The sequence below is a fragment of the Enterobacter sp. HK169 genome (genome assembly GCF_001719105.1).
GTDB lineage: Bacteria > Pseudomonadota > Gammaproteobacteria > Enterobacterales > Enterobacteriaceae > Enterobacter > Enterobacter asburiae_B.
This window is the reverse complement of the sequence record NZ_CP017087.1, coordinates 2,268,714-2,293,850: the sequence shown is the minus strand read 5'-3', so window position 1 is coordinate 2,293,850 and position 25,137 is coordinate 2,268,714. Positions and strand designations below refer to the sequence as shown.

The following is a 25,137-nucleotide window of genomic DNA, read 5'->3' as shown; positions in this document are numbered from 1 at the left end:
CAATCCAGCCATTCACACCTGCCTGCTGTTTTTATAAACAACGCATAATCAATCCTTTATACTTCCCTGACGATGTATCGATCGGGAGTAAAGATGATCAACGATATTCTGGCCCCTGGCCTGCGGGTGGTGTTCTGCGGAATCAACCCGGGTAAGTCCTCGGCGCACACCGGTTTTCACTTTGCCCATCCGGGTAATCGCTTCTGGAAGGTGATCTACCAGGCCGGGTTTACCGACAGGCTACTCAAGCCCGAAGAGGAGCAGCATCTGCTGGATACGCGCTGCGGGATCACCATGCTGGTCGAGCGGCCTACGGTGCAGGCAAGCGAGGTCAACCTGCATGAGCTGCGCAGCGGCGGGCGGGAGCTGATCAAGAAGATAGAGGATTATCAGCCCGCCGCGCTGGCGATCCTCGGCAAGCAGGCCTACGAGCAGGCGTTTAGCCAGCGTGGAACGCAGTGGGGCAAGCAGAGCATCACGATTGGCGTTACGCAGGTGTGGGTGCTGCCGAACCCGAGCGGGCTCAACAGGGCGACGCTGGATAAGCTGGTGGAGGCGTACCGGGAGCTGGATGAGGCGCTGATGGTGCGGGGGCTGTAATCCTCTGAGGCCTGATGCCCTCACCCTTACCCTTTCCCACAGGGAGAGGGAATAAACAAAAAAAAGCTCCCGATTGGGAGCTTTTTCACTGTCAGGACCGATTAGTCGTCCAGGAAGCTACGCAGTACTTCAGAGCGGCTTGGATGACGCAGCTTACGCAGCGCCTTCGCTTCGATCTGACGGATACGTTCGCGGGTAACGTCGAACTGTTTACCCACTTCTTCCAGCGTGTGGTCGGTGTTCATATCAATACCGAAACGCATACGCAGGACTTTTGCTTCACGGGCGGTCAGGCCAGCCAGAACGTCGTGCGTCGCAGCGCGCAGGCTCTCGGTGGTCGCAGAGTCCAGCGGCAGCTCGAGGGTGGTATCCTCAATGAAATCACCCAGATGCGAATCTTCATCATCACCGATTGGTGTTTCCATGGAGATTGGCTCTTTGGCGATCTTCAGCACTTTACGGATCTTGTCTTCCGGCATCAGCATGCGCTCGGCCAGCTCTTCCGGCGTCGGTTCGCGGCCCATCTCCTGCAGCATCTGGCGGGAGATACGGTTGAGCTTGTTGATGGTCTCAATCATATGCACCGGGATACGGATGGTGCGCGCCTGATCCGCGATAGAGCGGGTGATAGCCTGACGGATCCACCATGTTGCGTAGGTGGAGAACTTGTAACCACGACGGTATTCAAACTTATCTACCGCTTTCATCAGACCGATGTTGCCTTCCTGAATCAGATCCAGGAACTGCAGACCACGGTTGGTGTATTTCTTGGCGATAGAGATAACCAGACGCAAGTTCGCTTCAACCATCTCTTTCTTCGCACGGCGGGCTTTCGCTTCACCGATGGACATACGACGGTTGATGTCTTTAACCTGCTCGATGGTCAGGCCGGTCTCTTCTTCAATCTGATGCAGTTTCTGCAGGCCGCGATGCACATCGTCCTTCACGTCGTGCAGTTTTTCAGACCACGGCTTGTTCATTGCGATAGCCGCGTTGAACCAGGTTTCGCTGGTTTCGTTGCCGGTGAAGAGGGTGATGAAGTTCTTCTTCGGCATTTTGCACTGCTCAACGCACAGCTTCATGATGATGCGTTCCTGGGTACGTACGCGATCCATCATAACGCGCATGCTGTTCACCAGGTAGTCGAACTGTTTTGGCACCAGGCGGAACTGTTTGAAGACTTCAGACAGCTTCAGGATCTCTTCCTGAGCGGCGGCATGGCTGCGGCCTTTCGCTTTGATGGTGTCACGCGTCACTTCGTACTGGGTACGCAGCTCGGCAAACTTCTCACGCGCCAGCTCCGGGTCGATGCTGTTGTCATCGTCCGCGGTGTCGTCGTCGCTCTCTTCCTCATCTTCGTCTTCGTCATCATCCATCTCTTCCTGAGACAGTTCAGAACCGACGTGAGTGGCGGTAGGCGCCATATCTTCTTCAGCGTTCGGGTCGACAAAACCGGTGATCAGGTCAGACAGGCGCGCTTCTTCCGCTTCAACGCGATCGTACTGCTCCAGCAGATAGGTGATCGCTTCCGGGTACTCGGCAACGGAGCACTGAACCTGGTTGATCCCGTCTTCGATGCGTTTTGCGATGTCAATTTCGCCTTCGCGGGTCAACAGTTCAACGGTACCCATTTCGCGCATGTACATGCGGACCGGGTCAGTGGTACGCCCGATTTCAGATTCCACGCTGGACAGTACCTGTGCAGCAGCTTCTTCCGCATCTTCGTCAGTGTTGTTGGAGGTTTCAGCCAGCAACAGATCATCGGCATCCGGTGCTTCTTCCATCACCTGAATGCCCATGTCATTGATCATTTGGATGATATCTTCGATTTGATCTGAATCGACGATATCTTCCGGCAGATGGTCATTGACCTCGGCATAGGTCAGATAGCCTTGCTCCTTACCACGTTGGACAAGAAGTTTCAGCTGTGACTGCGGGTTTTGCTCCATAAGACGGTATCCACACTTAATTCGTTTGATTGGTGTCGGCGATGGGGCTGCCAACCTTTAAAGCGAGGGCGTACTTATATTTTTGCCGCTGCCTCTCAGTGCGGCTGCCGGGGGCTTCCCGATCGATATTCGGCACTTAAGCCGTTAAATTTTTTATTTCTTCGCCAGTTCCTGGTTAATCATCCAGAGCTCCCGGCGTTCTTCGCTGCTTAAACCGTGTGTGCGCTCGCGAGCAATCAACTCTTCCTGGCGCAGCTCAAGCATCGAATCAAACATATGGTTGAGTGAGTCGGTGAACGTTTTTTCTGCAATGTCCTTATCTGCTATATCGTCCCACATCGACAATTTTTCAAGGGTAGCGGCCTCTTTTGTGCCGCGATAGTGCTCTAAAAGTTGTCCGGTGGTCAGACCTGGCTGAGACAAACACGTATTGACCAGTTCTGAAAATAAGCCAAGTCCGGGCAATTTTTCGTGGTTTAAACCCGCCAGAGATGGCACCTGCGGCGCAAGCTCGGGGTTTTGGACCAGCAACCCTATCAGTATACGCATGGTTGTGCGTTTTAGCTGAGGCGCGGGGCGAACCGCACCGTTTTCAGCCTGTTTTGGCATTAAACGTTCAAGCTGGCTGTCATCCAGAATGCCGAGCTTGTTGCCTAACTCCTGACGCAGATAGATGCGAAGCGTTTCGCCGGGCACCTGGCTGATTAACGGCAACGCCAGCGTACTGAGCTGCGCGCGCCCGTCAGGGGTACTCAAATCGACCTGCGGCATCAGGCTGTTAAACAAAAACGTGGAGAGCGGCTGAGCCTGCTCCATCCGCGCTTCAAACGCCGCTTTGCCCTCTTTACGCACCAGCGTATCCGGGTCTTCACCGTCGGGCAGAAACATAAAGCGTAGCTGACGCCCGTCGGTCATATAGGGTAGCGCGGTTTCCAGCGCGCGCCAGGCGGCGTCGCGCCCTGCGCGGTCACCGTCGTAACAGCAGATGACGTTATTGGTCACCCTGAACAGCAGTTGAATATGATCGGCGGTGGTGGACGTCCCTAACGACGCAACCGCGTAGTTGATGTCGTACTGCGCCAGTGCCACGACGTCCATATAGCCTTCGACGACCAGAAGACGCGGAGGTTCCGCATTATTCTGCTGCGCCTCATAAAGACCGTACAGCTGGCGGCCCTTATGGAAAATATCGGTTTCCGGGGAGTTAAGGTATTTCGGCAGGGCATCACCCAGCACGCGACCACCAAAACCAATTACCCGGCCACGCTTGTCGCGGATCGGGAACATCACCCGTTCGCGGAAGCGGTCGTAGCTTCGTCCCTGGTCGTTGGTGACCAGCATGCCTGCATCGATGAGAGACTTACGATCTTCGCTATTGCCGCCAAAACGCTTTAACACGTTGTCCCAGCCGGGCGGGGCGTAACCAATAGCGAAACGCGCAATGACATCGTCGCTCAGTCCGCGCTTGTTCAGATACTGACGCGCAGGCTCAGCCGCAGAGTGCTTAAGAGACTGTTGGTAAAACGAATTCAGGCCATCCATCAGTTGATACAGCGTTTGCCGTTGATGGCGCTCGATCTGACTTGGCCCACTGCCTGCTTCATACGGCACTTCAAGGTTATGCATCGCCGCCAGCTCTTCGACGGTTTCAACGAACTCGAGCTTGTCGTAGTTCATCAAAAAATCGACGGCATTACCGTGTGCGCCACAGCCGAAGCAATGGTAGAACTGCTTTTCACCGTTTACGGTGAAGGAGGGGGTTTTTTCGTTATGGAACGGACAGCACGCATGGTAGTTCTTGCCCTGCTTTTTTAGCTTTACCCGCGCGTCGATGAGATCGACGATGTCGGTTCTGGCAAGCAGGTCATTGATGAAAACGCGTGGGATTCTTCCGGCCATATGCCCCGTTATTTTTAGTGACTCATAAACGAAAACAAGCCGCGCATTCCTTCCGGAAGCACGGCCTTACGACTATTACTCTGTCTGTCAATTGAGGGCTGAGGCCCTCAACCAATTAGTACAGACGAGTACGGCGTGCGTTTTCGCGAGCCAGTTTCTTCGCGTGACGTTTCACAGCGGAAGCTTTAGCGCGCTTACGTTCGGTCGTTGGTTTTTCATAAAACTCACGACGACGAACTTCAGCCAGAACACCTGCTTTCTCGCATGAACGTTTGAAGCGACGCAGTGCTACGTCGAACGGCTCGTTTTCACGTACTTTAATTACCGGCATGTAACTCTCACCTTTAATAAATTCGGTTTGCCGCTGGCATCAACGCCAGCTTATTTCAAAATGGTGCGGAATTTTACTGCAAATGCTGCTGCTTTGTAAAGCACCGATGCGATTTTGAAAGGGACTTTAATAAGGGTGAGGAGTATACACGAGCCTTCTTCCTGGAGCGAACAAAGTTTTACATCAACCCGCCCAGGCTCTACACTGCGCGGTATTGAAACGAGGTAAAACAAGTCATGCGTGTACTGGGTATTGAAACATCCTGCGATGAAACCGGCATCGCCATTTACGACGACGAAAAAGGGCTTCTGGCCAACCAGCTGTATAGTCAGGTGAAATTGCACGCTGACTACGGCGGCGTCGTACCTGAACTGGCCTCTCGTGACCACGTGCGTAAAACGGTTCCCCTGATTCAGGCGGCGCTGAAAGAGGCCGGGTTGAGTTCAAACGATATCGACGCTGTGGCCTATACCGCAGGCCCGGGCCTGGTCGGCGCGCTGCTGGTCGGCGCGACGGTTGGCCGTTCGCTGGCGTTTGCGTGGGATGTGCCGGCGATCCCGGTTCACCATATGGAAGGGCATCTTCTGGCGCCGATGCTGGAAGAGAATCCGCCTGAGTTCCCGTTTGTGGCGCTGCTGGTCTCCGGCGGTCATACGCAGCTGATTAGCGTAACGGGGATTGGCAAGTACGAGCTGCTGGGCGAGTCGATCGACGACGCCGCCGGTGAAGCGTTCGATAAAACCGCCAAGCTGCTGGGTCTGGATTATCCGGGCGGCCCGATGCTGTCGAAAATGGCGTCGCAGGGAACGGAAGGGCGCTTTGTCTTCCCGCGTCCGATGACCGACCGTCCAGGGCTGGATTTCAGCTTCTCCGGGCTGAAAACCTTCGCGGCGAATACGATTCGTAATAACGATGACAGCGAGCAAACCCGCGCGGATATCGCCCGCGCGTTTGAAGATGCGGTGGTGGATACGCTGATGATCAAGTGCAAGCGCGCGCTGGATCAGACCGGCTTTAAGCGTCTGGTGATGGCGGGCGGCGTCAGCGCCAACCGCACGCTGCGCGCGAAGCTCGCCGAGATGATGCAAAAGCGTCGCGGGGAAGTGTTCTATGCCCGTCCGGAATTCTGCACCGACAACGGCGCGATGATCGCTTACGCCGGAATGGTGCGCCTGAACGCGGGCGCAACGTCCGACCTGAGCGTGTCCGTGCGTCCGCGCTGGCCGCTGGCGGAACTGCCGGAGGCGTAATCCCTCACCCTAACCCTCTCCCACAGGGAGAGGGTATTATGGCCCTAAACCCGCAACATCCCTTTCTCTTCCAGAAACGCAATAATCGTCGCTAACCCGTCACCCGCCTTCAGGTTGGTAAAGGTCCACGGGCGCTCGCCGCGCATGCGGTTGGTGTCGCGCTCCATCACCTCCAGCGACGCACCGACGTACGGCGCGAGGTCGGTTTTGTTGATCACCAGAAAATCGGATTTGGTGATCCCCGGCCCGCCCTTGCGCGGGATTTTTTCCCCTTCGGCCACGTCGATCACGTAGATGGTCAGATCCGCCAGCTCCGGGCTGAACGTCGCGCTCAGGTTGTCTCCGCCGCTTTCCACGAAGATCAGATCCAGATTGCCGAACTTCTCGCTTAACGCCTCTACCGCCGCCAGGTTCATCGACGCATCTTCACGAATGGCGGTATGCGGGCAGCCGCCCGTCTCCACGCCCACGATGCGCTCCGGCTCCAGCGCGCCCGCCTCGGTGAGGATGCGCTGATCCTCTTTGGTGTAGATATCGTTCGTGACCACCGCCAGGTGATACGTGTCGCGCATCGCCTTGCAGAGCGCTTCCAGCAGCGCGGTTTTGCCCGATCCTACCGGGCCGCCCACGCCTACGCGCAGGGGATGTTTGTAATCAGCCATGTTGACTCCTCAGGAACGGAATAGTCGTGAATATTGGGTTTCGTGGCGCGCGGAGGCGATGGCGGACAGCGGCGTTGCTGCCCCCAGCGCGTCGTCGTTACGCAAAAATGCCTGTTCAAGTCCGGCGGCGTAATGGTCGCCCAGTTCGATAATCAGCTGCTGCGCGGCCTGTTGCCCAAACGGCACCAGCTTGACGCCCGCCATCACAGCACTCTCCATCCAGCTGTAGCCGAGGCTGAGCGCCAGCTCGCGCGCGCTAATGCCCCAGCGCACGCCGAGCCAGGCCATACCGCAGAGCTGGCTTTGCATAAACAGCGGCAGCCATTCGGGCGGACAGTCAGGTTCCCAGCTCTTAATCAGCCGCGTAAACGCCGCTCCACGGTTGCGCTCCTCTTCGCGCAGCTCGCGCGTTTCCCGGCAGGCGAGAAGGTATGCCGTCCAGCGTTTTGCATTTGTAAGAGAGCGTTGCTCACAGGCCTGATAAAGACGGATAAACAGCGGCAGATCGACGCAGAAAAAACTCTGCTCCATCTGCTGGATTTGCCAGCGTTTGAACGCGTCGGCGTCGGTGACCCAGCCTGCCTCAACGGCCCACTCCAGCCCCTGCGACCAGGTAAACGACCCGACCGGCAGGCTGCTGCTGGAGAGCTGCATCAGGCGCAGCCTCTGGCGGGCGTGCTCCATCAGCTCATCAGCGCCAGCAGGGCGGAGACAATCAGCCCGCCGCCGAAGGTTTTACGCAGGCCGTCGTGACGGCGCAGCAGCAGCCCCGCAGCAAAGCTGGCGCACAGCACCGTGGCGCTGGCGAGCATAAAGCCGCTGGTGAAGAGCCAGAAGCTGTGGCCGGACATCTCCACGCCGTGCGCCCAGCCGTGGAACATCGCCAGGGCAGGTACCGCCAGCAGCAGACGGTTTTCAGTTTTAAACATCATCACGCCGGATACCGCCAGCGAGGCGATAATCAGCATCTCCATGCCGCTGAAGCCGCCGAGCAGGCTGCCCGCAATGGCGCCGACAAGCATCATCCCGAGGGTGGCAAACGGCAGCAGGAGTTTGCGACCGCTCAGCGCCGAGAGCACGCCTGCGCCCGCCAGCATCAGCAGGTGATCGAGCCCGGTCAGCGGATGAAGAAATCCTGCCTGGAAGCTGTCCGTGCCGTGGCCGGGATGCGCGAGCGCGGGAACGGAAAAAGCCAGCAGTAATAGCGGTAAATACTTACGCATGATTGATCCTTAATGTGAATGAGCGTGAGAATGGCTGTGGCTGTGGGCATCGCTGGCGTAAGCACCCGCTTCCGGTTCAAACGGCAGGCTGGCGTAGGCCACTTCCAGCCCGAACTGGCGCAGCATGTCGTCGAGAACGTGGTCGTGGTGATAGCGCAGCTCGCCGGGCATGATCTGCAGCGGCACGTGGCGGTTGCCCAGGTGATAGCAGGCGCGGGCGAGCAGGAACGGATCGGCGCAGCGCACCACGGAAACTGACTCCGGCGCGGCGATCACTTCGATGACCTCGCTGCCGTCGTCGGTCGTCAGCATGTCGCCCCCGCGCAGCAGCAGGCCGCGCGGCAGCATCAGCCCGGCTTCGCGGCCGTCGTTCAGCGCTACGCGGGCGCGGCTTTTCACCCGCACGTCAATCGGCAGCGTGACGCTGGCGGTAATCGGATGCGCGTGGTCCAGGCGTTGGGTTAAATAGATCATCATCACTCCTCAAAACAGGAAATAGCGTTGCGCCATCGGCAGAACGTCAGCCGGTTCGCTGGTTATCAGTTCACCGTCGACGCGCACCTCGTAGGTTTGCGAGTCGACGGTGATATTCGGCTGCAGGCCGTTGTGGATCATGTCCGCCTTTTTCACCGTCCGGCAGCCTTTCACCACCGCGGTAGCGCTCTGCAGGTTGAGCTGCTGCGGGATGCCGTTCGCACTGGCGGCCTGCGAGATAAACGTCAGTCGGGTGGCGTGGCGCGCGGCGCCCAGCGATCCAAACATCGGACGGTAATGCACCGGCTGCGGCGTGGGGATCGAGGCGTTGATATCTCCCATTGGCGCACAGGCGATCATCCCGCCCTTGACGATGGTGGCAGGCTTCACGCCGAAGAACGCCGGGGACCAGACCACGAGATCCGCCAGCTTGCCCGCCTCAATCGAACCGACTTCATGGGCGATGCCGTGGGTGAGCGCCGGGTTAATGGTGTATTTAGCGACGTAGCGCTTTACGCGGAAGTTGTCGTTCTCGCCGGTCTCTTCCGGCAGGGCGCCGCGCTGGACCTTCATGCGGTGCGCCACCTGCCAGGTGCGGATAATCACTTCCCCGACGCGGCCCATGGCCTGCGAATCTGACGAGGTAAGCGAGAACGCGCCGATATCGTGCAGCACGTCTTCGGCGGCAATGGTTTCACGACGAATGCGGGATTCGGCAAACGCCACGTCCTCGGCGATATCCGGATCGAGGTGATGGCAAACCATCAGCATGTCGAGATGCTCGTCGATGGTGTTCACCGTATAGGGCAGCGTCGGGTTGGTGGAGGAGGGCAGAATATTCGGATGCGCGCAGGCGGTGATGATATCCGGCGCGTGGCCGCCGCCCGCGCCTTCGGTGTGGAAAGTGTGGATGGTGCGCCCGGCGATAGCCGCCAGCGTGTCTTCGACAAAACCGGACTCGTTCAGCGTGTCGCTGTGCAGCGCCACCTGAATATCCATTTCTTCCGCGACTTCCAGCGAGCAGTTGATGGCGGCAGGCGTCGCGCCCCAGTCTTCGTGGATCTTCAGCCCGATGGCGCCCGCGGCAATCTGCTCGCGCAGGGCGTCCGGGCTGGAACCGTTACCTTTGCCGAGCAGGCCAATATTCACCGGCAGCGTATCGGCAGCCTGCAGCATGCGGGCGATATACCACGGCCCCGGCGTGCAGGTGGTGGCGTTGGTGCCCGCCGCCGGTCCGGTGCCGCCGCCGATCATGGTGGTGACGCCGGAAACCAGCGCCTCTTCCGCCTGCTGCGGGCAGATCCAGTGGATGTGGGTGTCGATCCCGCCGGCGGTAACGATCTTCCCCTCGGCGGCAATGACTTCCGTTGCCGCGCCAATCGGGATCGTCACGCCGGGCTGAATGTCCGGGTTCCCGGCTTTGCCGACGGCGAAGATCCGTCCGTCCTTGACGCCGATATCGGCTTTTACGATCCCCCAGTGATCGACGATTAGCGCGTTGGTAAGAACCAGATCCACGCAGCCGTCAGCGGTCATCTGCCCCTGGCCCATGCCGTCGCGGATCACCTTTCCGCCGCCGAATTTGACCTCTTCGCCGTAGACCGTGAGATCGTCTTCCACTTCGATCCACAGCTCGCTGTCGGCAAGCCGCACTTTATCCCCGGTGGTGGGGCCGAACATATCGGCATACGCCCGGCGCGAAATCTCAGCCATGTTTCACCTCGCCCATCACCTCGCCGCGAAAGCCGAAAATGCGCTGCGCCCCCGTGACCTGAACCAGCGTCACTTCCCGCTTCTGGCCGGGCTCGAAGCGCACGGCGGTGCCCGCCGGGATGTTCAGTCGGAAGCCTTTGGTGGCTTCCCGATCGAACTTCAGCGCCGGGTTGACCTCGTAAAAGTGATAGTGCGATCCGACCTGGATCGGCCTGTCGCCGTGATTTTCGACAACCACGCGTTGGGTTTCACGCCCGACGTTGAGGGCAATCGTTCCGGACTGGATCTGGTATTCACCTGGGATCATCACGCGCTCCTTAGACGATCGGGTTGTGGACGGTGACGAGCTTCGATCCGTCCGGGAAGGTGGCTTCGACCTGAATATCCTGGATCATCTCCGGGACGCCCTCCATGACCTGGTCGCGCCTCAGGACGTGGCGGCCCGCTTCCATCAGCGAGGCGACGGTTTCGCCATCGCGCGCGCCCTCCATAATGAAGGCGCTGATCAGCGCGACCGATTCCGGGTAATTGAGCTTTACCCCGCGCGCAAGGCGGCGTTCGGCAACCAGCGCGGCGGTGAACAGCAACAGCTTGTCTTTTTCTCTGGGGGTCAGTTCCATAACGTTTCTCTTATGTCTGCCAGATACGCGGCGAACAGGCGGTTTTGGTGGTGAGAAGCGGGCGAAGCGACTGCCAGATGTCGCGCATCACCCGCTGGCAAATCAGGTTGTCGTCGGAGAGAAAACGCACCGACAGCAGGTCATCGTTGAGCGTTGCACCTGCATAATTTTCCAGCGGGGCGAGCCGTTCGCGCACCGCGTCGAGATGTTCTTCTTTGGCCGGATAGAACAGCAGCGTGCCGAGCCACGGACGTCCGGCGACGGGCGTGAGATCGCCGTCGCTAAGACGCTGACGCTCGATCAGGCGCGGTTCGTCTTCAACCCAGATTTCAAGGCGGCTTTCCAGCGTGCCGTGGCTAAAGGTCTCACCGATCACCGGACGCCCCAGGCAGTACAGCTCCCACGCCAGCAGCGTGCTGGAGGCCTTCAGGTGGAAGACGGAGCGCAGCGCGGCATTCGCGCCGGGGAAGATAATGGTGTCCTGCGGCAGCCACTCCAGGGTGGAATCTTCCTCGAGGTAAAAATACTGGTTCAGACGCGCCTGCGGGCCGCTGCTGCGATAGAACTTGCTCGCCCCGGGCATGGTGATGAGCGCGTGGCTTTTGGCGTCCAGCCGAACGGAAATGTCCAGCGTATCGCCGCCCACAATCCCGCCGGGCGGGTGCAGCAGGTAAAGGTGGCAGGTTTCCCCTTCGGGGTAAAACGGACGTTGAACGGTGAGCGGCCCGACGTGGTGGGCAGAGTACAGGAGGGTTTTCTCAGGGGTGTGACAAAACTGCAGGGCAAGCGACGCCTGCCAGCCTTTATACGTATTATCAGTGACCTGAGCTGCTAACATGCTGCATCCATTTCCACACCATCGGGATACGTTTCAGTATGCCCTGGCGGAAATGAAGCCTGTCATACGAGTCGCTTATGGATGGGCGGGCAGGAGAAATAAAAAAGCACGGCCTGGGCCGTGCTCTGTATAAGCAATGACGATCCTACTTCAGGTGTTCATGCAACGCTGCACCTGCCTGCTCAAGGGCAACTTTCACCGTTGGCTCCTGGCTCAGCGGGTTAAGCAGGCCGTAGTCGTGGATCATACCGTTATAGCGCGTGACGGTCACCGGGACGCCAGCCGCATCCAGTTTACGCCCGAATGCTTCACCTTCATCCCGCAGAACGTCCAGCTCAGCTGTCTGGATCAGCGTTTCGGGGAAGCCTTTCAACTGCGCGGTGCTGGCGCGAAGCGGAGAGGCAAGAATATTGTTGCGATCGGCAGCGCTGGTGGTGTAGTTATCCCAGAACCATTTCATCATGTTTTTCGACAGGAAATAGCCATTTTCGAACTGGTTATACGAGGCAGTATCAAAGTTCGCATCGGTAACCGGCCAGAGCATGACGTTGTAGCGAATTTTTGGCCCATTGAACTGTTTGGCCTGCAGCGCCACCGAAGCCACCATGTTGCCGCCCACGCTGTTACCCACCAGACCCAGACGGCTACCGTCCACGCCAATTTCCTGACCGTGCCCGGCGACCCATTTTGTCGCTTCATAGGCCTGATTAATTGCTACCGGGAAATGGGCCTCAGGTGACGGAGTGTAATCGACGTAAACCGCAGCGGCACCCGAAGCGCGAACGAGGTCGCGGATTAAGCGTTCGTGGGTAGGGAAGTCACCCAGCACCCAACCGCCGCCGTGAAAGAACATAAAAGCGGGGAGCGTGCCGCTGGCGTTTTCAGGTTTCACTATTTTCAGTTTTATCGCCTGGCCATTTACCTGGATCGTTTTTTCAGAGACCTGAGCGGGCGGCAGTTTTGCGCCTTGCTGTGCGCCAATCAGTACCTGGCGGGCCTCCTGCGGGGTCATCTGTTCCATTGGCTTACCCTTGCCGGAATTCAAAACATTCAGAAATGCCTGTACGCCTGCGGTCGGGGCTGGGGTATTGGTGGTTTGTGCGGATGCCGCGGCTGACGCGAAGACGGAAGAAACCAGGATGGCGGTTAGTGTTTTCATGGTAGTGCCTCTTTAAGCGTATTTGATTGGATGAGATAACTAAATAGCGCGCTACTTAGTTGTTGGTATAATACTTGCGTGCAAGATACTTTTAGTCAAACATTATTTATAATTTTTTCAGGAAACCGATTCGGAGTTGATAGAAAAATGAAAGAAAACAAAACGCTAGACGACTTACTTTGCTTCTCGCTGTACTCGGTCACCAACGCGTTCGTTCGCCAGTATCGCCCTTTACTGCAAGAGATGGATTTGACCTATCCGCAATTCGTTGTTTTGATGGCGCTTTATGAGAAAGACAACATCCCACTTCGCGATCTCAGCGATAAGACGTTTTTTGATTCGGGCACATTGACCCCGCTTGTACAAAAGCTTGAGGCAAAAGGATTTCTCAACCGTATCGCGGTTGTAGGTGATGAAAGGATGAAAAATGTCGTACTGACCGATAAGGCCAAAGACCTGAAGAAACGGGTGATGGCTTTGCCGGACCATATTCGCTGCAGCATGCGGATGAATGACGATGAGCTTGAGACGCTAAAAAAACTCTCCCGGACGCTGCTCGACGATTTGTAAGAACCCTTCGGCGGGGTGAACCCACCGAAGTGATGTGTCGTTACCGGTAGTCCTCCGCATCCACGTCATACCCGGACGGCTCCCAGCGGATCGCCAGCAGCGACGCCAGGCCGATAAACGGCGCCAGCGCAATCACCCAGAAGACGGCGGTATCCAGCGACGCCACCAGCAGCGGGAACAGAAACAGCGACAGCGTCGAGCTGCTGCGCATCAGCGTCTGGTTGAGGCCCACGCCCACGCCGCGCAGCGAGGTCGGGTAGCTCAGGGAGGCGAACGTCATGGTATGCGCGCCCGGGCCGAAGCCCTGACCGAACAGGAACAGCGCCAGCATCGCCACAGCAAGCACGCCTTCAGAGACACCTTCCGGTCGGCCAATCAGCGCCAGGCCAAGCAATGCGACAAGCTGGCAGGCATAACCCGCAAGCGACATCCGCCAGGCGCCGAAGCGTGGTACGTAGCGTACCGCCAGCAGTCCGCCGACGAAGGCAAACAGCAGGTTAAGCGCCAGAGAAATGAGAATGGTGGTGAGCATCGACTGGACAAAGAAGCTGGAGATGATCACCGGCAGACCAAACGCCACGGCGTTATAGGCAAACGACGAGACGACGGAAAGCAGCGTAGCGAGCGTCGTGCGGCGCAAGTAGATGCCGCGGAACAGGTTCAGATAATTTGACCATTTCGCTTTATTCACGACAGGTGCGGGCTGGCCGAGCGCGTCCTGCGGCACGTGGGCATTGATGTTATACGACTGGCGTAAAATCGACGCCGCCTCTTTCAGGTTGCCCTGATTCGCCGCCCAGACCGGAGATTCGCTCATATAGCGGCTGCGGATGGCGATAATCACCAGCGCGGGCACCGCGCCAAAGCCGAGAATCAAACGCCACAGCCAGTCGCTGTGGCTCTCCGGCAGCACGGCGTAGAAGAAAAGCACCAGCAGGTAGGAGATGCTGATGGCGGCATACCAGGTGGGGCACCACATCGCGACGCTGGAGGCCTTATTTCCGGGCCCTTTCAGCCTGGCGAACTCGCTTAAAAACGCCATCGCCACGGGAAGGTCGATCCCGACCCCCAGCCCCATCACAAAGCGGGCGCCCGCGAGCACATATTCGTTCGGGGCCAGCGCACAGGCGATCGCTGCCACCACGAAGAACACCATATCAGCCATAAAAACGCGGTAGCGCCCGATTTTATCCGTGAGGTAACCGCCGAGCAGCGCCCCGACAATGGCGCCAAAGGTAATGGCCGAGGCCACCATGCCGGTACCGGCGGGCGTCAGGTTAAATTCGCGGGTGATGTCTTTAATGCCGAACGCCAGCGCGCCCAGATCGTAGGCATCGAGAAAAATGCCGCCCAAAGCGATTCCGACCACGATACGGGCGTTTGTCCGGCCCTGAGAACCGTCATTAACGAGGCGTGATACATCCGACGCGCTGCGCACCCACTGGATGTCGCCATCCGGGGTGCTTCCTGCCGTTGAAAGGGGAGTTGGTTCTGTGATTTCTGCCATTTTTCTTTTTGTGTGGTTGTGTTGTGTCTCTAACAGTTACCACAGGCAGAAGGTGACCAAAATCACATTTGGCTATAAGGCATAACTAACCCTTCGGAGCGTCTTTTTTCTTTCTCTTGAGCTTCGTCCATATTTTGGTCTCCTGACGACGCCACAGGCGCTGGATATTGTCGTGATGACGCAGCAGGATAAGACAGGAGAGCATCGACACCGGGAAGGTGAACTGGGGTTTGAACCACCAGACGTAGAACGGGGCGATCAGCGCGCTGACGATGGCGCCCAGCGACGAGTAGCCGCTCAGAAGAATGGTCAGAAGCCAGGTTCCGGCCATGACGCCGGTGAGATCCCAGCCGATAGGTGCAATCGCACCGAAGGCCGTCGCAACGCCTTTTCCGCCTTTAAAACCAAAGAAAATGGGCCAGATATGGCCAACGCAGGCAGCAATAGCAATGAGCCCCAGCCAGAACGGCGTAACGCCCAACGCATAGGCGCCCCAGACGGGCAGCATCCCTTTCAGAACATCAAAAATCAAAACCGCTACGGCTGCTCCCTTGCCGCCAATTCGTAGTACGTTGGTCGCCCCCGGATTCCCGGAACCATTTTCACGCGGGTCAGGTAACCCGGCAATGCGGCAGACCAGAATGGCGCTGGAGATTGAGCCGCAAAGATAGGCGAGGAGGATCATTCCAGGCGCGATTGCACTCATAACGCTGTTCCGTTTTGAAAATGTATCTGTATTCTCAGCATCTGTGGATAATACGCATAATTCGCCGGAAGTGGTATCCGGTTTAGCCAAAAAGCAGGCAGGTCGTGATGGATATTGTATTTATAGAGCAACTTTCGGTAATCACCACAATTGGTGTTTACGACTGGGAACAGACCATCGAGCAGAAGCTGGTGTTCGATATCGAAATGGGATGGGATAACCGCAAATCGGCAAAAAGCGATGACGTGAACGACTGTCTGAGCTATGCCGATATCAGTGAAGCGGTCATCGCCCACGTTGAAGGGCAACGTTTTGCGCTGGTCGAACGGGTGGCGGAAGAAGTTGCAGAATTGCTGCTGAAAAAATTCAACTCATCGTGGGTGCGCATCAAGCTGAGCAAGCCGGGAGCGGTGGCGCGCGCCGCCAACGTTGGCGTCATTATTGAGCGTGGCACAAATCTGAAAGGCAAGAATTAACGTCATAATTGCTAAACCATTTTAGGTTATACCGGTCTTAAAGCTGTATCTTTCACGGTAGCCGTTGGGGCGACCGTTTTTTTATATCTTTTTAGGGGTTTATAGATGAGCGATATGCACTCGCTGCTGGTGGCGGCAATACTGGGTGTGGTCGAAGGATTGACGGAGTTTTTGCCGGTCTCCAGTACGGGCCATATGATTATCGTTGGCCATCTGCTGGGCTTTGAAGGCGATACCGCAAAAACGTTTGAAGTGGTGATCCAGCTGGGGTCTATTCTGGCGGTGGTCGTAATGTTCTGGCGTCGCCTGTTTGGCCTGATCGGCATCCATTTTGGCCGTCCGCCTCAGCACGAGGGGGCCAGTAAAGGTCGTCTGTCACTGATCCATATTCTGCTTGGGATGATCCCTGCGGTGGTGCTGGGCCTGGTGTTCCACGACGCCATCAAATCGCTGTTTAACCCGATTAACGTAATGTACGCGCTGGTGGTGGGGGGCTTCCTGCTCATCGCCGCGGAAGTGCTGAAGCCAAAAACGCCGCGGGCGGAAGGTCTGGACGATATGACGTATCGTCAGGCGTTTATCATTGGCTGCTTCCAGTGTCTGGCGCTGTGGCCGGGCTTCTCGCGTTCAGGCGCAACCATCTCCGGCGGGATGCTGATGGGCGTAAGCCGTTACGCCGCGTCAGAGTTCTCGTTCCTGCTGGCGGTGCCGATGATGATGGGCGCCACCGTACTCGACGTCTATAAGAGCTATCACTTCCTGACGGCTGGCGACATTCCGATGTTCGCCGTCGGCTTCATCACCGCGTTTATCGTGGCGCTGATTGCGATTAAAACCTTCCTGCAGCTGATTAAGCGTATCTCGTTTATTCCGTTCGCGATCTATCGCTTTATCGTGGCGGCTGCGGTGTACGTGGTCTTCTTCTGACCGATGGCCCTCAGTCTTTCGGCTGAGGGCAATGCTTTTCCTTCCAGTCCGACACCGCCTGAATTCGCCGTTTCGTGAGCTCTTCGCGAATTTCCGGCCCTTTGAATCCCGCTTCGACAACGTCCTTCGTGGGCACCGCTTTCGCTACATCCCAGGCTTTGCGCAGTAAACGTCCCTGCGGGTAATCGCACGCTTCAAACCCGGTACGACCGCGCACGTCAGCTTCGCTGGTGAGCGCGATTTGCTCGACGCGCTGGGGTTTGCGCCAGGCGTCGATGTTATCGAAAAGCTTAACGATGGTGGCCGGTTTCAGAATAGGGAAGGTGTGGATCAGATCGTGGAACTCGGCCACCAGTTTCGCCAGATCGCGGATCTCGTTCGGCACGCGCAGACGCTGGCACAGCCCCTCGACCAGCTTCACCCCCGCCGGGCCGTGCCCGTGGTGGCGAGGCCAGAATTCTTTTGGCGTTAGGCCTTTGCCGAGATCGTGGCACAGGGTGGAAAAGCGCACGTCCACGTCAGGGCTGAGCATGGCGGCCATGCTCAGGGTCATTAGCGTGTGTACGCCGGTATCAATTTCCGGGTGCCATTTTGCCGGGGCAGGTACGCCAAACAGCGCGTCTATTTCCGGGAACAGCACCTTCAGCGCGCCGCAGTCGCGCAGGACCTGGAAAAAGACCTGCGGGTTGCGCGTGGTGAGGGCATTTTCCGTCTCTTTCCAGACGCGCTCAGGCGTCAGGTGTTCAAGCTCGCCCGCCTCGGTCATGGCGGTCATCAGCGCCATTGTTTCATCGGCAATCCGGAAGCTGAGATGGGCGTAACGCGCGGCAAAGCGCGCCACGCGCAGCACGCGGAGCGGATCTTCAGAAAACGCCGGGGAGACGTGGCGTAAAAGGCGGTTGCGCAGATCGTCCTGACCGCCATAGGCGTCAACGATCTGCCCGTCCTCGTCCTGCGCCAGCGCGTTGATGGTGAGATCGCGGCGCAGGAGATCTTGCTCCAGCGTCACGTCCGGCGCGGCATAGCAGGTGAAGCCCGTATAGCCCGAGCCCGATTTCCGCTCGGTACGCGCCAGGGCATACTCTTCACGGCTTTTCGGGTGCAGGAACACGGGAAAATCGCGGCCTACCTGCTGGTAGCCCGCGTCGAGCATCTCTTCAGGGGTAGCGCCAACCACCACCCAGTCTTTATCTTTGACCGGCAGACCTAACAACGCATCACGTACCGCACCACCGACCAGATAACTCTTCACGCCCAACTCTCCCGTTTTCTCTTTTCCAGAATGATACGTAAGTCTGGCAGAGAAGACGAATTAGTTCATCCAGCGATCTTTACGCTTGCGGCTTGGGATCAGATGCGGCAGGACCAGACCCAGCACCAGACCCACGCCCAGCACGCCGCCGCCATACATAAACCACTGCATGATGATGGTGCGCTGTTTGTCGTCGAGCTGCAGATTAGCGGCATTCACTTTCTTCTGCGCGACAATCAGCTCGTTTTTCAGTTTCTGGTTCTCTTCTTTCAGGCCGTTAATCACACCGTCGCTTTGCGCCACTTTCTGCTGCATTTCAGCGGTGCGCTGGTTCCAGGTGCCGTCGATGTTGTTCAGCTTATCGGTCAGGGTCTTCACCTGGTTTTCCAGATCGGGAACGCGCGTGCGCAGGCTTGGCACGGTGCTCAGCTCTTTCAGCGGGATCCAGGACGTACGACCGGTACTGTCGCGAACCTGACCATAGTTGGTGTCCGCGTTGGTCTGCAACAGGGTGACTTCCTCGCCGGCATTCACCGTGCCCACGAGGCGATAATTATCTCCGGGGCCACTGCGTACCCAGGTGTTCAGTTCGTCAGAAACGTAACGCTTCTCTTCAGCGTGCACTGCGGTTGCGGCGCTAAAAGCGAGTAAAGTAAGTCCAATCAGGCGTAATTTAAGCATCATTAGTCGTTATTTTCATAAATAGTGGAACGATAGTAGTGGCAACAGTGTCTCTACGCAAAGCATTCGTCAGCAATCAGAATCATCTGTGTCACGACTCTATACATTTACGCCCGACAAATTGCTCATTGCATGGCAATTTGGCGCAAAATACTATGTACTGACAAACAAATGGCGAGGAAGTTCGCCCTCATTGACGCGTCTGTGACGCCCGCAAAAGTACAAGGCTATGGCACAAGAAATCGAATTAAAGTTTATCGTCGAAAAAGACAGCGTTGACGCACTCCGCCAGCATCTGCATACGCTTTCCGGCGAACACCATGCACCGGTACAACTGCTTAATATCTATTACGAAACGCCAGACAACTGGCTGCGTCGCCACGATATGGGGCTGCGCATCCGCGGCGCGAGCGGGCGCTACGAGATGACGATGAAAATTGCCGGCCGCGTGGTCGGCGGTTTACATCAGCGTCCGGAATACAATATCGACATCAGCAAGCCAGAACTTGAGCTGGAACGTTTCCCGACGGAAGTCTGGCCGGATGGCGAGCTGCCTTCCACGCTGGCGGAACAGGTGCAGCCGCTGTTCAGCACCGATTTCTGGCGCGAGAAATGGCTGGTGACGGAAGGCAAAAGCCGCATCGAAATCGCCCTCGATCTGGGCGACGTGAAGGCGGGTGAGTTCCAGGAACCGATTTGCGAACTCGAGCTTGAGCTGCTGGAAGGGGACGCGAATGACGTGCTGAAGCTGGCGCGCAAGCTGGTGAACCAGTCCGGACTGCGTCAGGGAAGCCTGAGTAAAGCCGCGCGGGGTTACCATCTGGCCGCCGGAAATGCGCCGCGCGTGCTGAAAGAGACGACCATCCTGCACGTTGCGCCGAAGGCCAGCGTTGAACAGGGCCTGGAAGCCGCGCTGGAGCTGGCGCTTTCTCAGTGGCAGTACCATGAAGAGCTGTGGGTGCGAAATGTGAAAAACGCGAAATCCCACGTGCTGGCGGCGATTGCCCTGGTGCGCCATACCCTGACGCTCTTCGGCGGTATTGTTCCTCGCAAAGCGAGCGCTCACTTACGTGATCTGCTGACGCAAACCGAAACGCTGATGCTCTCCGACGTATCGGCGCAAACGGCGATCTACAGCCCGCAAGCCGCGACGGCAAAACTGGCGCTGACCGAGTTTCTGGTGACGCGCGGCTGGCGCGCCTTCCTGGATGCGAAAGCGGAGGCCAAAATCGCGGAAAACTTTAAGCGTTTCGCGGATATTCATCTTTCCCGTCATGCCGCCGAGCTGAAGAGCACCTTTGCGTATCCGCTCGGGGACCAGTATGGCGATCAGCTTCCCCGTCTGTCGCGCAACATCGACAGCATGCTGCTGCTTTCCGGCGCTTATGACGGCGTTAAAACCCAGGCCTGGCTGGAAAACTGGCAGGGGCTGAAGCATGCCATTGAAACCCGACAGCATATTGAGATTGAGCATTTCCGTAACGAGGCCATTTCGCAGGAGCCGTTCTGGCTGCACAGCGGAAAACGTTAACTCTGGCAAGGAACCCCTATAATGCCGCTTTCTTCACCGTTACAGCAGCAGTGGCAGACCGTTAGCGAACGTCTGCCTGAGTCATTACCGGCGTCATCGTTAAGCGAGCAGGCGAAGAGCGTGCTCGCCTTCAGTGATTTTGTGCAGGAAAGTATCACCGCCAACCCGGACTGGCTGGCAGAGCTTGAGAACGCGCCGCCGCAGGCGGACGAGTGGCGGCAGTATGCCGGCTGGCTGCAAACCGCACTCGAAGACGTTGCGGATGAAGCCACGCTAATGCGCGTCCTGCGCCAGTTCCGCCGTCGGGTGATGGTGCGCATTGCCTGGGCTCAGGCGCTGGAGCTGGTGAGCGAAGAGAGTACGCTGCAGCAGTTAAGCGAGCTGGCGCAAACGCTGATTGTCGCCGCGCGCGACTGGCTGTACGCCGCCTGCTGTAAAGAGTGGGGCACGCCGTGCAGCGAGGAAGGGGTTCCTCAGCCGCTGTTGATTCTGGGGATGGGCAAGCTGGGCGGCTGCGAGCTGAACTTCTCCTCCGACATCGACCTGATTTTTGCCTGGCCCGAGAACGGCTCCACGCGCGGCGGCCGTCGCGAACTGGACAACGCCCAGTTCTTTACCCGCCTCGGTCAGCGTCTGATTAAGGCACTGGATCAGCCGACGCAGGACGGTTTTGTTTACCGCGTGGACATGCGCCTGCGCCCGTTTGGCGACAGCGGACCGCTGGTGCTGAGCTTTGCCGCGCTGGAGGATTACTACCAGGAGCAGGGGCGCGACTGGGAGCGCTATGCGATGGTTAAAGCGCGGATCATGGGCGACAGCGACGACGCTTACGCCAACGAGCTGCGCGCCATGCTGCGCCCGTTCGTGTTCCGTCGCTATATTGACTTCAGCGTGATCCAGTCCCTGCGTAATATGAAAGGGATGATCGCCCGTGAGGTGCGCCGTCGCGGGCTGAAGGACAACATCAAGCTCGGCGCGGGCGGCATCCGCGAAATCGAATTTATCGTCCAGGTCTTCCAGCTTATTCGCGGTGGCCGTGAGCCGTCCCTGCAGTCCCGCTCGCTGTTGCCGACGCTGAGCGCCATCGAGCAGCTGCACCTGCTGCCGGACGGCGACGCGCAAACCCTGCGCGAGGCCTATCTGTTCCTGCGCCGTCTGGAAAACCTGCTGCAAAGCATCAACGACGAACAGACCCAGACCCTGCCGGGCGATGACCTTAACCGGGCGCGCCTGGCCTGGGGCATGCGTGTGGACGACTGGGCGGCGTTAACCGAACGGCTGGACGCTCACATGGCGGGCGTGCGCCGCATCTTTAACGAGCTGATCGGTGATGACGAAAGTGAATCATCGGACGATGCCCTTTCCGAGCACTGGCGCGAGCTGTGGCAGGACGCGCTCCAGGAAGATGACACCACGCCGGTGCTGACGCACTTAACCGACGACGCCCGCCATCGCGTGGTGGCGCTGATCGCGGATTTCCGTCTTGAGCTGAACAAACGCGCCATCGGCCCGCGCGGCCGTCAGGTGCTGGATCACCTGATGCCGCACCTGCTGAGCGAGGTCTGCTCGCGGGCGGACGCGCCGGTGCCGCTGTCGCGCATGATGCCGCTGCTGAGCGGGATTATCACGCGTACCACGTATCTGGAGCTCCTGAGCGAGTTTCCGGGGGCGCTGAAGCACCTGATTACGCTCTGCGCCGCGTCGCCGATGGTGGCCAACAAGCTGGCGCGTTACCCGCTGCTGCTGGATGAGCTGCTCGACCCGAACACGCTGTATCAGCCCACGGCGACGGATGCCTACCGGGACGAGCTGCGTCAGTATCTGCTGCGCGTGCCGGAAGAGGACGAAGAGCAACAGCTGGAGGCGCTGCGCCAGTTTAAGCAGGCGCAGATGCTGCGCGTGGCGGCGGCTGACATCGCCGGAACGCTGCCGGTGATGAAAGTGAGCGATCACTTAACCTGGCTGGCAGAGGCGATCATCGACGCGGTGGTCCATCAGGCGTGGGTGCAGATGGTGGCGCGCTACGGCCAGCCGAAACATCTGGCCGAACGTGAAGGACGCGGCTTTGCGGTCGTGGGGTACGGCAAGCTTGGCGGCTGGGAGCTGGGCTATAGCTCCGATCTGGATTTAATCTTCCTCCACGACTGCCCGGTTGACGTAATGACCGACGGCGAGCGTGAAATTGACGGGCGCCAGTTCTACCTTCGCCTGGCGCAGCGCATTATGCATCTTTTCAGCACCCGCACCTCGTCGGGCATTTTGTATGAAGTGGATGCGCGCCTGCGTCCGTCCGGCGCGGCGGGCATGCTGGTGACCTCGACGGAGTCCTTCGCCGATTACCAGAAGAATGAAGCCTGGACGTGGGAGCATCAGGCGCTGGTGCGCGCTCGCGTGGTGTATGGCGATCCGCAGCTCAAAACGCAGTTTGACGTCATCCGTAAGGAGGTTATGACCACCGTGCGTGATGGCAGCACGCTGCAAACGGAAGTGCGCGAAATGCGCGAGAAAATGCGCGCGCATCTCGGCAATAAACACCGCGATCGCTTTGATATTAAAGCCGACGAGGGCGGGATTACCGATATTGAGTTCATTACCCAGTATCTGGTGCTGCTGCACGCCCACGACAAGCCGAAGCTGACGCGCTGGTCCGATAACGTGCGCATTCTGGAGCTGCTGGCGCAAAACGACATCATGGACGAGCAGGAGGCGCAGGCCTTAACCCGCGCCTACACGACGCTTCGCGATGAGCTTCATCACCTGGCGCTGCAGGAGCAGCCGGGGCACGTGGCGCTGGACTGTTTTGCTCATGAACGTGCTCAGGTAACGGCCAGCTGGCAGAAGTGGCTGGTGGAACCGTGCGTAACAAATCAAGTGTGATATTATCGCGCGCAAATTGTGAATCTTTCTGGAGTCAGGAATGAAAGTAACACTGCCAGAGTTTGAACGTGCTGGGGTAATGGTTGTTGGGGATGTGATGCTGGATCGCTACTGGTATGGGCCTACCAGCCGCATCTCTCCGGAAGCACCGGTACCGGTGGTTAAGGTCGACACCATTGAAGAGCGTCCCGGCGGCGCGGCAAACGTGGCGATGAACATTGCCTCTCTGGGCGCGCAGTCGCGTCTGGTGGGCCTGACCGGCATCGACGATGCGGCGCGCGCGCTGAGCAAGTCGCTGGCGGACGTGAACGTGAAGTGCGACTTCGTTTCTGTTCCGACCCACCCAACGATTACGAAACTGCGCGTGCTGTCGCGCAACCAGCAGCTGATCCGCCTCGACTTTGAAGAAGGGTTCGAAGGCGTTGATCCTGAGCCGCTGCACGAGCGTATCAACCAGGCGCTGGGCAATATCGGCGCGCTGGTGCTGTCCGACTACGCCAAAGGCGCGCTGGCGAGCGTGCAAACGATGATTCAGCTGGCGCGTAAAGCCAGCGTGCCGGTGCTGATCGACCCGAAAGGGACCGATTTTGAGCGCTATCGCGGCGCGACGCTGCTGACGCCAAACCTCTCCGAGTTTGAAGCGGTGGCGGGCAAATGCAAAACCGAGGACGAACTGGTTGAGCGCGGCATGAAGATCATTGCCGATTTCGAGCTGTCCGCGCTGCTGGTGACCCGCTCCGAGCAGGGGATGACGCTGCTGCAGCCGGGCAAAGCGCCGCTGCATATGCCAACCCAGGCGCAGGAAGTGTACGACGTGACCGGTGCCGGTGATACGGTGATCGGCGTGCTGGCGGCGACGCTGGCAGCAGGAAACTCGCTGGAAGAGGCGTGCTACTTCGCTAACGCCGCGGCGGGCGTGGTCGTCGGTAAACTTGGTACCTCAACCGTTTCGCCAATCGAGCTGGAAAACGCGGTGCGCGGTCGTGCGGATACCGGTTTTGGCGTCATGACCGAAGACGAGCTGAAGGTGGCCGTCGCCGCCGCGCGCAAGCGTGGTGAAAAAGTGGTGATGACCAACGGCGTGTTCGACATTCTGCACGCGGGCCACGTTTCGTATCTGGCGAACGCGCGCAAGCTGGGCGATCGCCTGATTGTGGCGGTTAACAGCGATGCATCGACGAAACGCCTGAAGGGCGAAACGCGTCCGGTGAACCCGCTCGAGCAGCGCATGATTGTGCTCGGCGCGCTGGAAGCGGTGGACTGGGTGGTGTCGTTTGAAGAAGATACCCCGCAGCGCCTGATTGCCGGCATTCTGCCGGACCTGCTGGTAAAAGGTGGGGATTACAAGCCGGAGCAAATCGCGGGTAGCGAAGAGGTCTGGGCCAACGGCGGCGAGGTGATGGTGCTCAACTTTGAGGACGGGTGCTCAACCACCAACATCATCAAGAAGATCCAGAAAGACAGTCAGTAAAAAACGGGCCAGCTGGCCCGTTTTTTTATGTCGGGTGGCGGCTGCGCCTTACCCGACCTACGCGTTCATGTAGGCCCGGTAAGGCGTAGCTGCCACCGGGCACAACAGGCCGCACTTACTCCTGGTCATCCACCGGTGGAATGGCCGGTGCCGGCTTCACTTCTTCTGGCGCATTGCGGTTTTCCAGCTCGGTCAGACGCTGTTCCAGCAGCGCCAGCTTCTCGCGGGTGCGCAGCAGAACCTGGGTCTGCACGTCAAACTCTTCGCGGCTGACTAAATCAAGGCGAACCAACTGCGCCTGCAGCGTCTGGCGGATTTTCTTTTCTACGTCATCACCAAATTCACGAATGCCTTTTGGCATAGATTCATGAACCTGACGCGCGATCTGCTCAATTTTTTTCGGGTCAATCATTGGCGTTTC

At 58.3% G+C, this 25,137-nt stretch carries 25 protein-coding genes; 8 read left to right on the top strand and 17 right to left on the bottom strand.

From position 1 onward, the window contains the following. The first annotated feature begins 93 nt into the window (after positions 1-93). On the top strand, positions 94-600 hold the full coding sequence (gene mug / locus EnteroDNA1_RS10785) for a G/U mismatch-specific DNA glycosylase (RefSeq protein ID WP_023309229.1): 507 nt from the start codon (positions 94-96) through the stop codon (positions 598-600). A gap of 101 nt (positions 601-701) precedes the next feature. Here the strand turns inward: mug and rpoD are convergent, their stop codons facing one another. The 3 genes from rpoD to rpsU all read right to left on the bottom strand — a co-directional run bounded on the left by rpoD (position 702) and on the right by rpsU (position 4,779). Further along, positions 702-2,549, bottom strand: a complete 1,848-nt coding sequence (rpoD, locus tag EnteroDNA1_RS10780) for an RNA polymerase sigma factor RpoD (protein WP_023309228.1) — start codon at positions 2,547-2,549, stop codon at positions 702-704. Positions 2,550-2,702: 153 nt separating this feature from the next. Then, the gene (gene dnaG, locus EnteroDNA1_RS10775) at positions 2,703-4,448 is read right to left on the bottom strand and encodes a DNA primase (RefSeq protein WP_023333458.1); all 1,746 of its coding nucleotides are present in this window, start codon (positions 4,446-4,448) and stop codon (positions 2,703-2,705) included. 115 nt (positions 4,449-4,563) lie between these two features. Continuing rightward, on the bottom strand, positions 4,564-4,779 hold the full coding sequence (gene rpsU / locus EnteroDNA1_RS10770; RefSeq protein ID WP_001144069.1) for a 30S ribosomal protein S21: 216 nt from the start codon (positions 4,777-4,779) through the stop codon (positions 4,564-4,566). Positions 4,780-5,015: 236 nt separating this feature from the next. On the opposite strand from rpsU, the gene tsaD reads away from it, so the two are divergent. Next, the gene (tsaD, locus tag EnteroDNA1_RS10765) at positions 5,016-6,029 is read left to right on the top strand and encodes a tRNA (adenosine(37)-N6)-threonylcarbamoyltransferase complex transferase subunit TsaD (RefSeq protein ID WP_029741753.1); all 1,014 of its coding nucleotides are present in this window, start codon (positions 5,016-5,018) and stop codon (positions 6,027-6,029) included. Positions 6,030-6,073: 44 nt separating this feature from the next. Here tsaD and ureG read toward each other — a convergent pair whose 3' ends face one another. The 9 genes from ureG to EnteroDNA1_RS10720 form a co-directional block, all read right to left on the bottom strand. Continuing rightward, the gene (gene ureG / locus EnteroDNA1_RS10760; protein WP_014071813.1) at positions 6,074-6,691 is read right to left on the bottom strand and encodes an urease accessory protein UreG; all 618 of its coding nucleotides are present in this window, start codon (positions 6,689-6,691) and stop codon (positions 6,074-6,076) included. Between the two features lie 9 nt (positions 6,692-6,700). Beyond that, a complete protein-coding gene (locus EnteroDNA1_RS10755) occupies positions 6,701-7,375 on the bottom strand; it encodes an urease accessory protein UreF (RefSeq protein WP_069303325.1) in 675 nt (224 codons plus the stop codon). After that, entirely contained in the window at positions 7,375-7,914 is a 540-nt protein-coding gene (locus tag EnteroDNA1_RS10750; protein WP_032659887.1) for a HupE/UreJ family protein, read from the bottom strand. Before EnteroDNA1_RS10750 ends, EnteroDNA1_RS10755 begins: the two co-directional genes overlap by 1 nt. 9 nt (positions 7,915-7,923) lie before the next feature. Then, entirely contained in the window at positions 7,924-8,388 is a 465-nt protein-coding gene (gene ureE / locus EnteroDNA1_RS10745; RefSeq protein WP_033146676.1) for an urease accessory protein UreE, read from the bottom strand. A gap of 9 nt (positions 8,389-8,397) precedes the next feature. Continuing rightward, entirely contained in the window at positions 8,398-10,101 is a 1,704-nt protein-coding gene (gene ureC, locus EnteroDNA1_RS10740; protein ID WP_069303324.1) for an urease subunit alpha, read from the bottom strand. After that, the gene (locus EnteroDNA1_RS10735; RefSeq protein WP_069303323.1) at positions 10,094-10,408 is read right to left on the bottom strand and encodes an urease subunit beta; all 315 of its coding nucleotides are present in this window, start codon (positions 10,406-10,408) and stop codon (positions 10,094-10,096) included. Before EnteroDNA1_RS10735 ends, ureC begins: the two co-directional genes overlap by 8 nt. A 10-nt stretch (positions 10,409-10,418) precedes the next feature. Then, positions 10,419-10,721: an urease subunit gamma gene (locus tag EnteroDNA1_RS10730; protein ID WP_069303322.1), complete on the bottom strand. Its 303-nt coding sequence runs from the start codon at positions 10,719-10,721 to the stop codon at positions 10,419-10,421. 10 nt (positions 10,722-10,731) lie between these two features. Then, on the bottom strand, positions 10,732-11,559 hold the full coding sequence (locus EnteroDNA1_RS10725) for an urease accessory protein UreD (protein ID WP_069303321.1): 828 nt from the start codon (positions 11,557-11,559) through the stop codon (positions 10,732-10,734). 145 nt (positions 11,560-11,704) lie between these two features. After that, on the bottom strand, positions 11,705-12,718 hold the full coding sequence (locus tag EnteroDNA1_RS10720) for an alpha/beta hydrolase (protein WP_064673324.1): 1,014 nt from the start codon (positions 12,716-12,718) through the stop codon (positions 11,705-11,707). 147 nt (positions 12,719-12,865) lie between these two features. On the opposite strand from EnteroDNA1_RS10720, the gene EnteroDNA1_RS10715 reads away from it, so the two are divergent. Further along, positions 12,866-13,288 carry a MarR family winged helix-turn-helix transcriptional regulator gene (locus EnteroDNA1_RS10715; protein ID WP_069303320.1) on the top strand — a complete coding sequence of 141 codons (423 nt, stop codon included), beginning with the start codon at positions 12,866-12,868 and terminating at the stop codon, positions 13,286-13,288. 40 nt (positions 13,289-13,328) lie between these two features. Here the strand turns inward: EnteroDNA1_RS10715 and EnteroDNA1_RS10710 are convergent, their stop codons facing one another. Together EnteroDNA1_RS10710 and plsY are read right to left on the bottom strand one after the other, a co-directional pair. Continuing rightward, a complete protein-coding gene (locus tag EnteroDNA1_RS10710) occupies positions 13,329-14,795 on the bottom strand; it encodes an MFS transporter (RefSeq protein ID WP_047060359.1) in 1,467 nt (488 codons plus the stop codon). A gap of 85 nt (positions 14,796-14,880) precedes the next feature. Next, complete coding sequence (plsY, locus tag EnteroDNA1_RS10705) at positions 14,881-15,501, bottom strand: glycerol-3-phosphate 1-O-acyltransferase PlsY (RefSeq protein WP_048974922.1); 621 nt, start codon at positions 15,499-15,501, stop codon at positions 14,881-14,883. Between the two features lie 107 nt (positions 15,502-15,608). Here plsY and folB point away from each other — a divergent pair, with 107 nt between their 5' ends. Beyond that, positions 15,609-15,977 (top strand): bifunctional dihydroneopterin aldolase/7,8-dihydroneopterin epimerase, encoded by a 369-nt coding sequence (gene folB / locus EnteroDNA1_RS10700; RefSeq protein ID WP_069303319.1) that lies wholly within the window; start codon positions 15,609-15,611, stop codon positions 15,975-15,977. A 105-nt stretch (positions 15,978-16,082) separates the two neighbouring features. Then, positions 16,083-16,904: an undecaprenyl-diphosphate phosphatase gene (gene bacA, locus EnteroDNA1_RS10695; RefSeq protein WP_033146670.1), complete on the top strand. Its 822-nt coding sequence runs from the start codon at positions 16,083-16,085 to the stop codon at positions 16,902-16,904. 10 nt (positions 16,905-16,914) lie between these two features. Here bacA and EnteroDNA1_RS10690 read toward each other — a convergent pair whose 3' ends face one another. Continuing rightward, positions 16,915-18,156, bottom strand: coding sequence for a multifunctional CCA addition/repair protein (locus EnteroDNA1_RS10690; RefSeq protein ID WP_023309213.1), 1,242 nt, complete (start codon positions 18,154-18,156; stop codon positions 16,915-16,917). A 60-nt stretch (positions 18,157-18,216) separates the two neighbouring features. After that, entirely contained in the window at positions 18,217-18,837 is a 621-nt protein-coding gene (locus EnteroDNA1_RS10685) for a TIGR04211 family SH3 domain-containing protein (RefSeq protein ID WP_024906484.1), read from the bottom strand. 229 nt (positions 18,838-19,066) lie between these two features. Here EnteroDNA1_RS10685 and EnteroDNA1_RS10680 point away from each other — a divergent pair, with 229 nt between their 5' ends. From EnteroDNA1_RS10680 to hldE, 3 genes are read left to right on the top strand one after another with little or no spacing between them, the layout of a single operon-like run. Then, positions 19,067-20,368, top strand: a complete 1,302-nt coding sequence (locus EnteroDNA1_RS10680; protein WP_069303318.1) for a CYTH domain-containing protein — start codon at positions 19,067-19,069, stop codon at positions 20,366-20,368. A gap of 21 nt (positions 20,369-20,389) precedes the next feature. After that, positions 20,390-23,245: a bifunctional [glutamate--ammonia ligase]-adenylyl-L-tyrosine phosphorylase/[glutamate--ammonia-ligase] adenylyltransferase gene (glnE, locus tag EnteroDNA1_RS10675; protein WP_069303317.1), complete on the top strand. Its 2,856-nt coding sequence runs from the start codon at positions 20,390-20,392 to the stop codon at positions 23,243-23,245. A gap of 40 nt (positions 23,246-23,285) precedes the next feature. Further along, positions 23,286-24,716, top strand: coding sequence for a bifunctional D-glycero-beta-D-manno-heptose-7-phosphate kinase/D-glycero-beta-D-manno-heptose 1-phosphate adenylyltransferase HldE (gene hldE / locus EnteroDNA1_RS10670; protein ID WP_033146667.1), 1,431 nt, complete (start codon positions 23,286-23,288; stop codon positions 24,714-24,716). Positions 24,717-24,831: 115 nt separating this feature from the next. Here the strand turns inward: hldE and ubiK are convergent, their stop codons facing one another. Beyond that, positions 24,832-25,128 carry a ubiquinone biosynthesis accessory factor UbiK gene (ubiK, locus tag EnteroDNA1_RS10665; protein ID WP_014071796.1) on the bottom strand — a complete coding sequence of 99 codons (297 nt, stop codon included), beginning with the start codon at positions 25,126-25,128 and terminating at the stop codon, positions 24,832-24,834. Between the last annotated feature and the right edge of the window lie 9 nt (positions 25,129-25,137).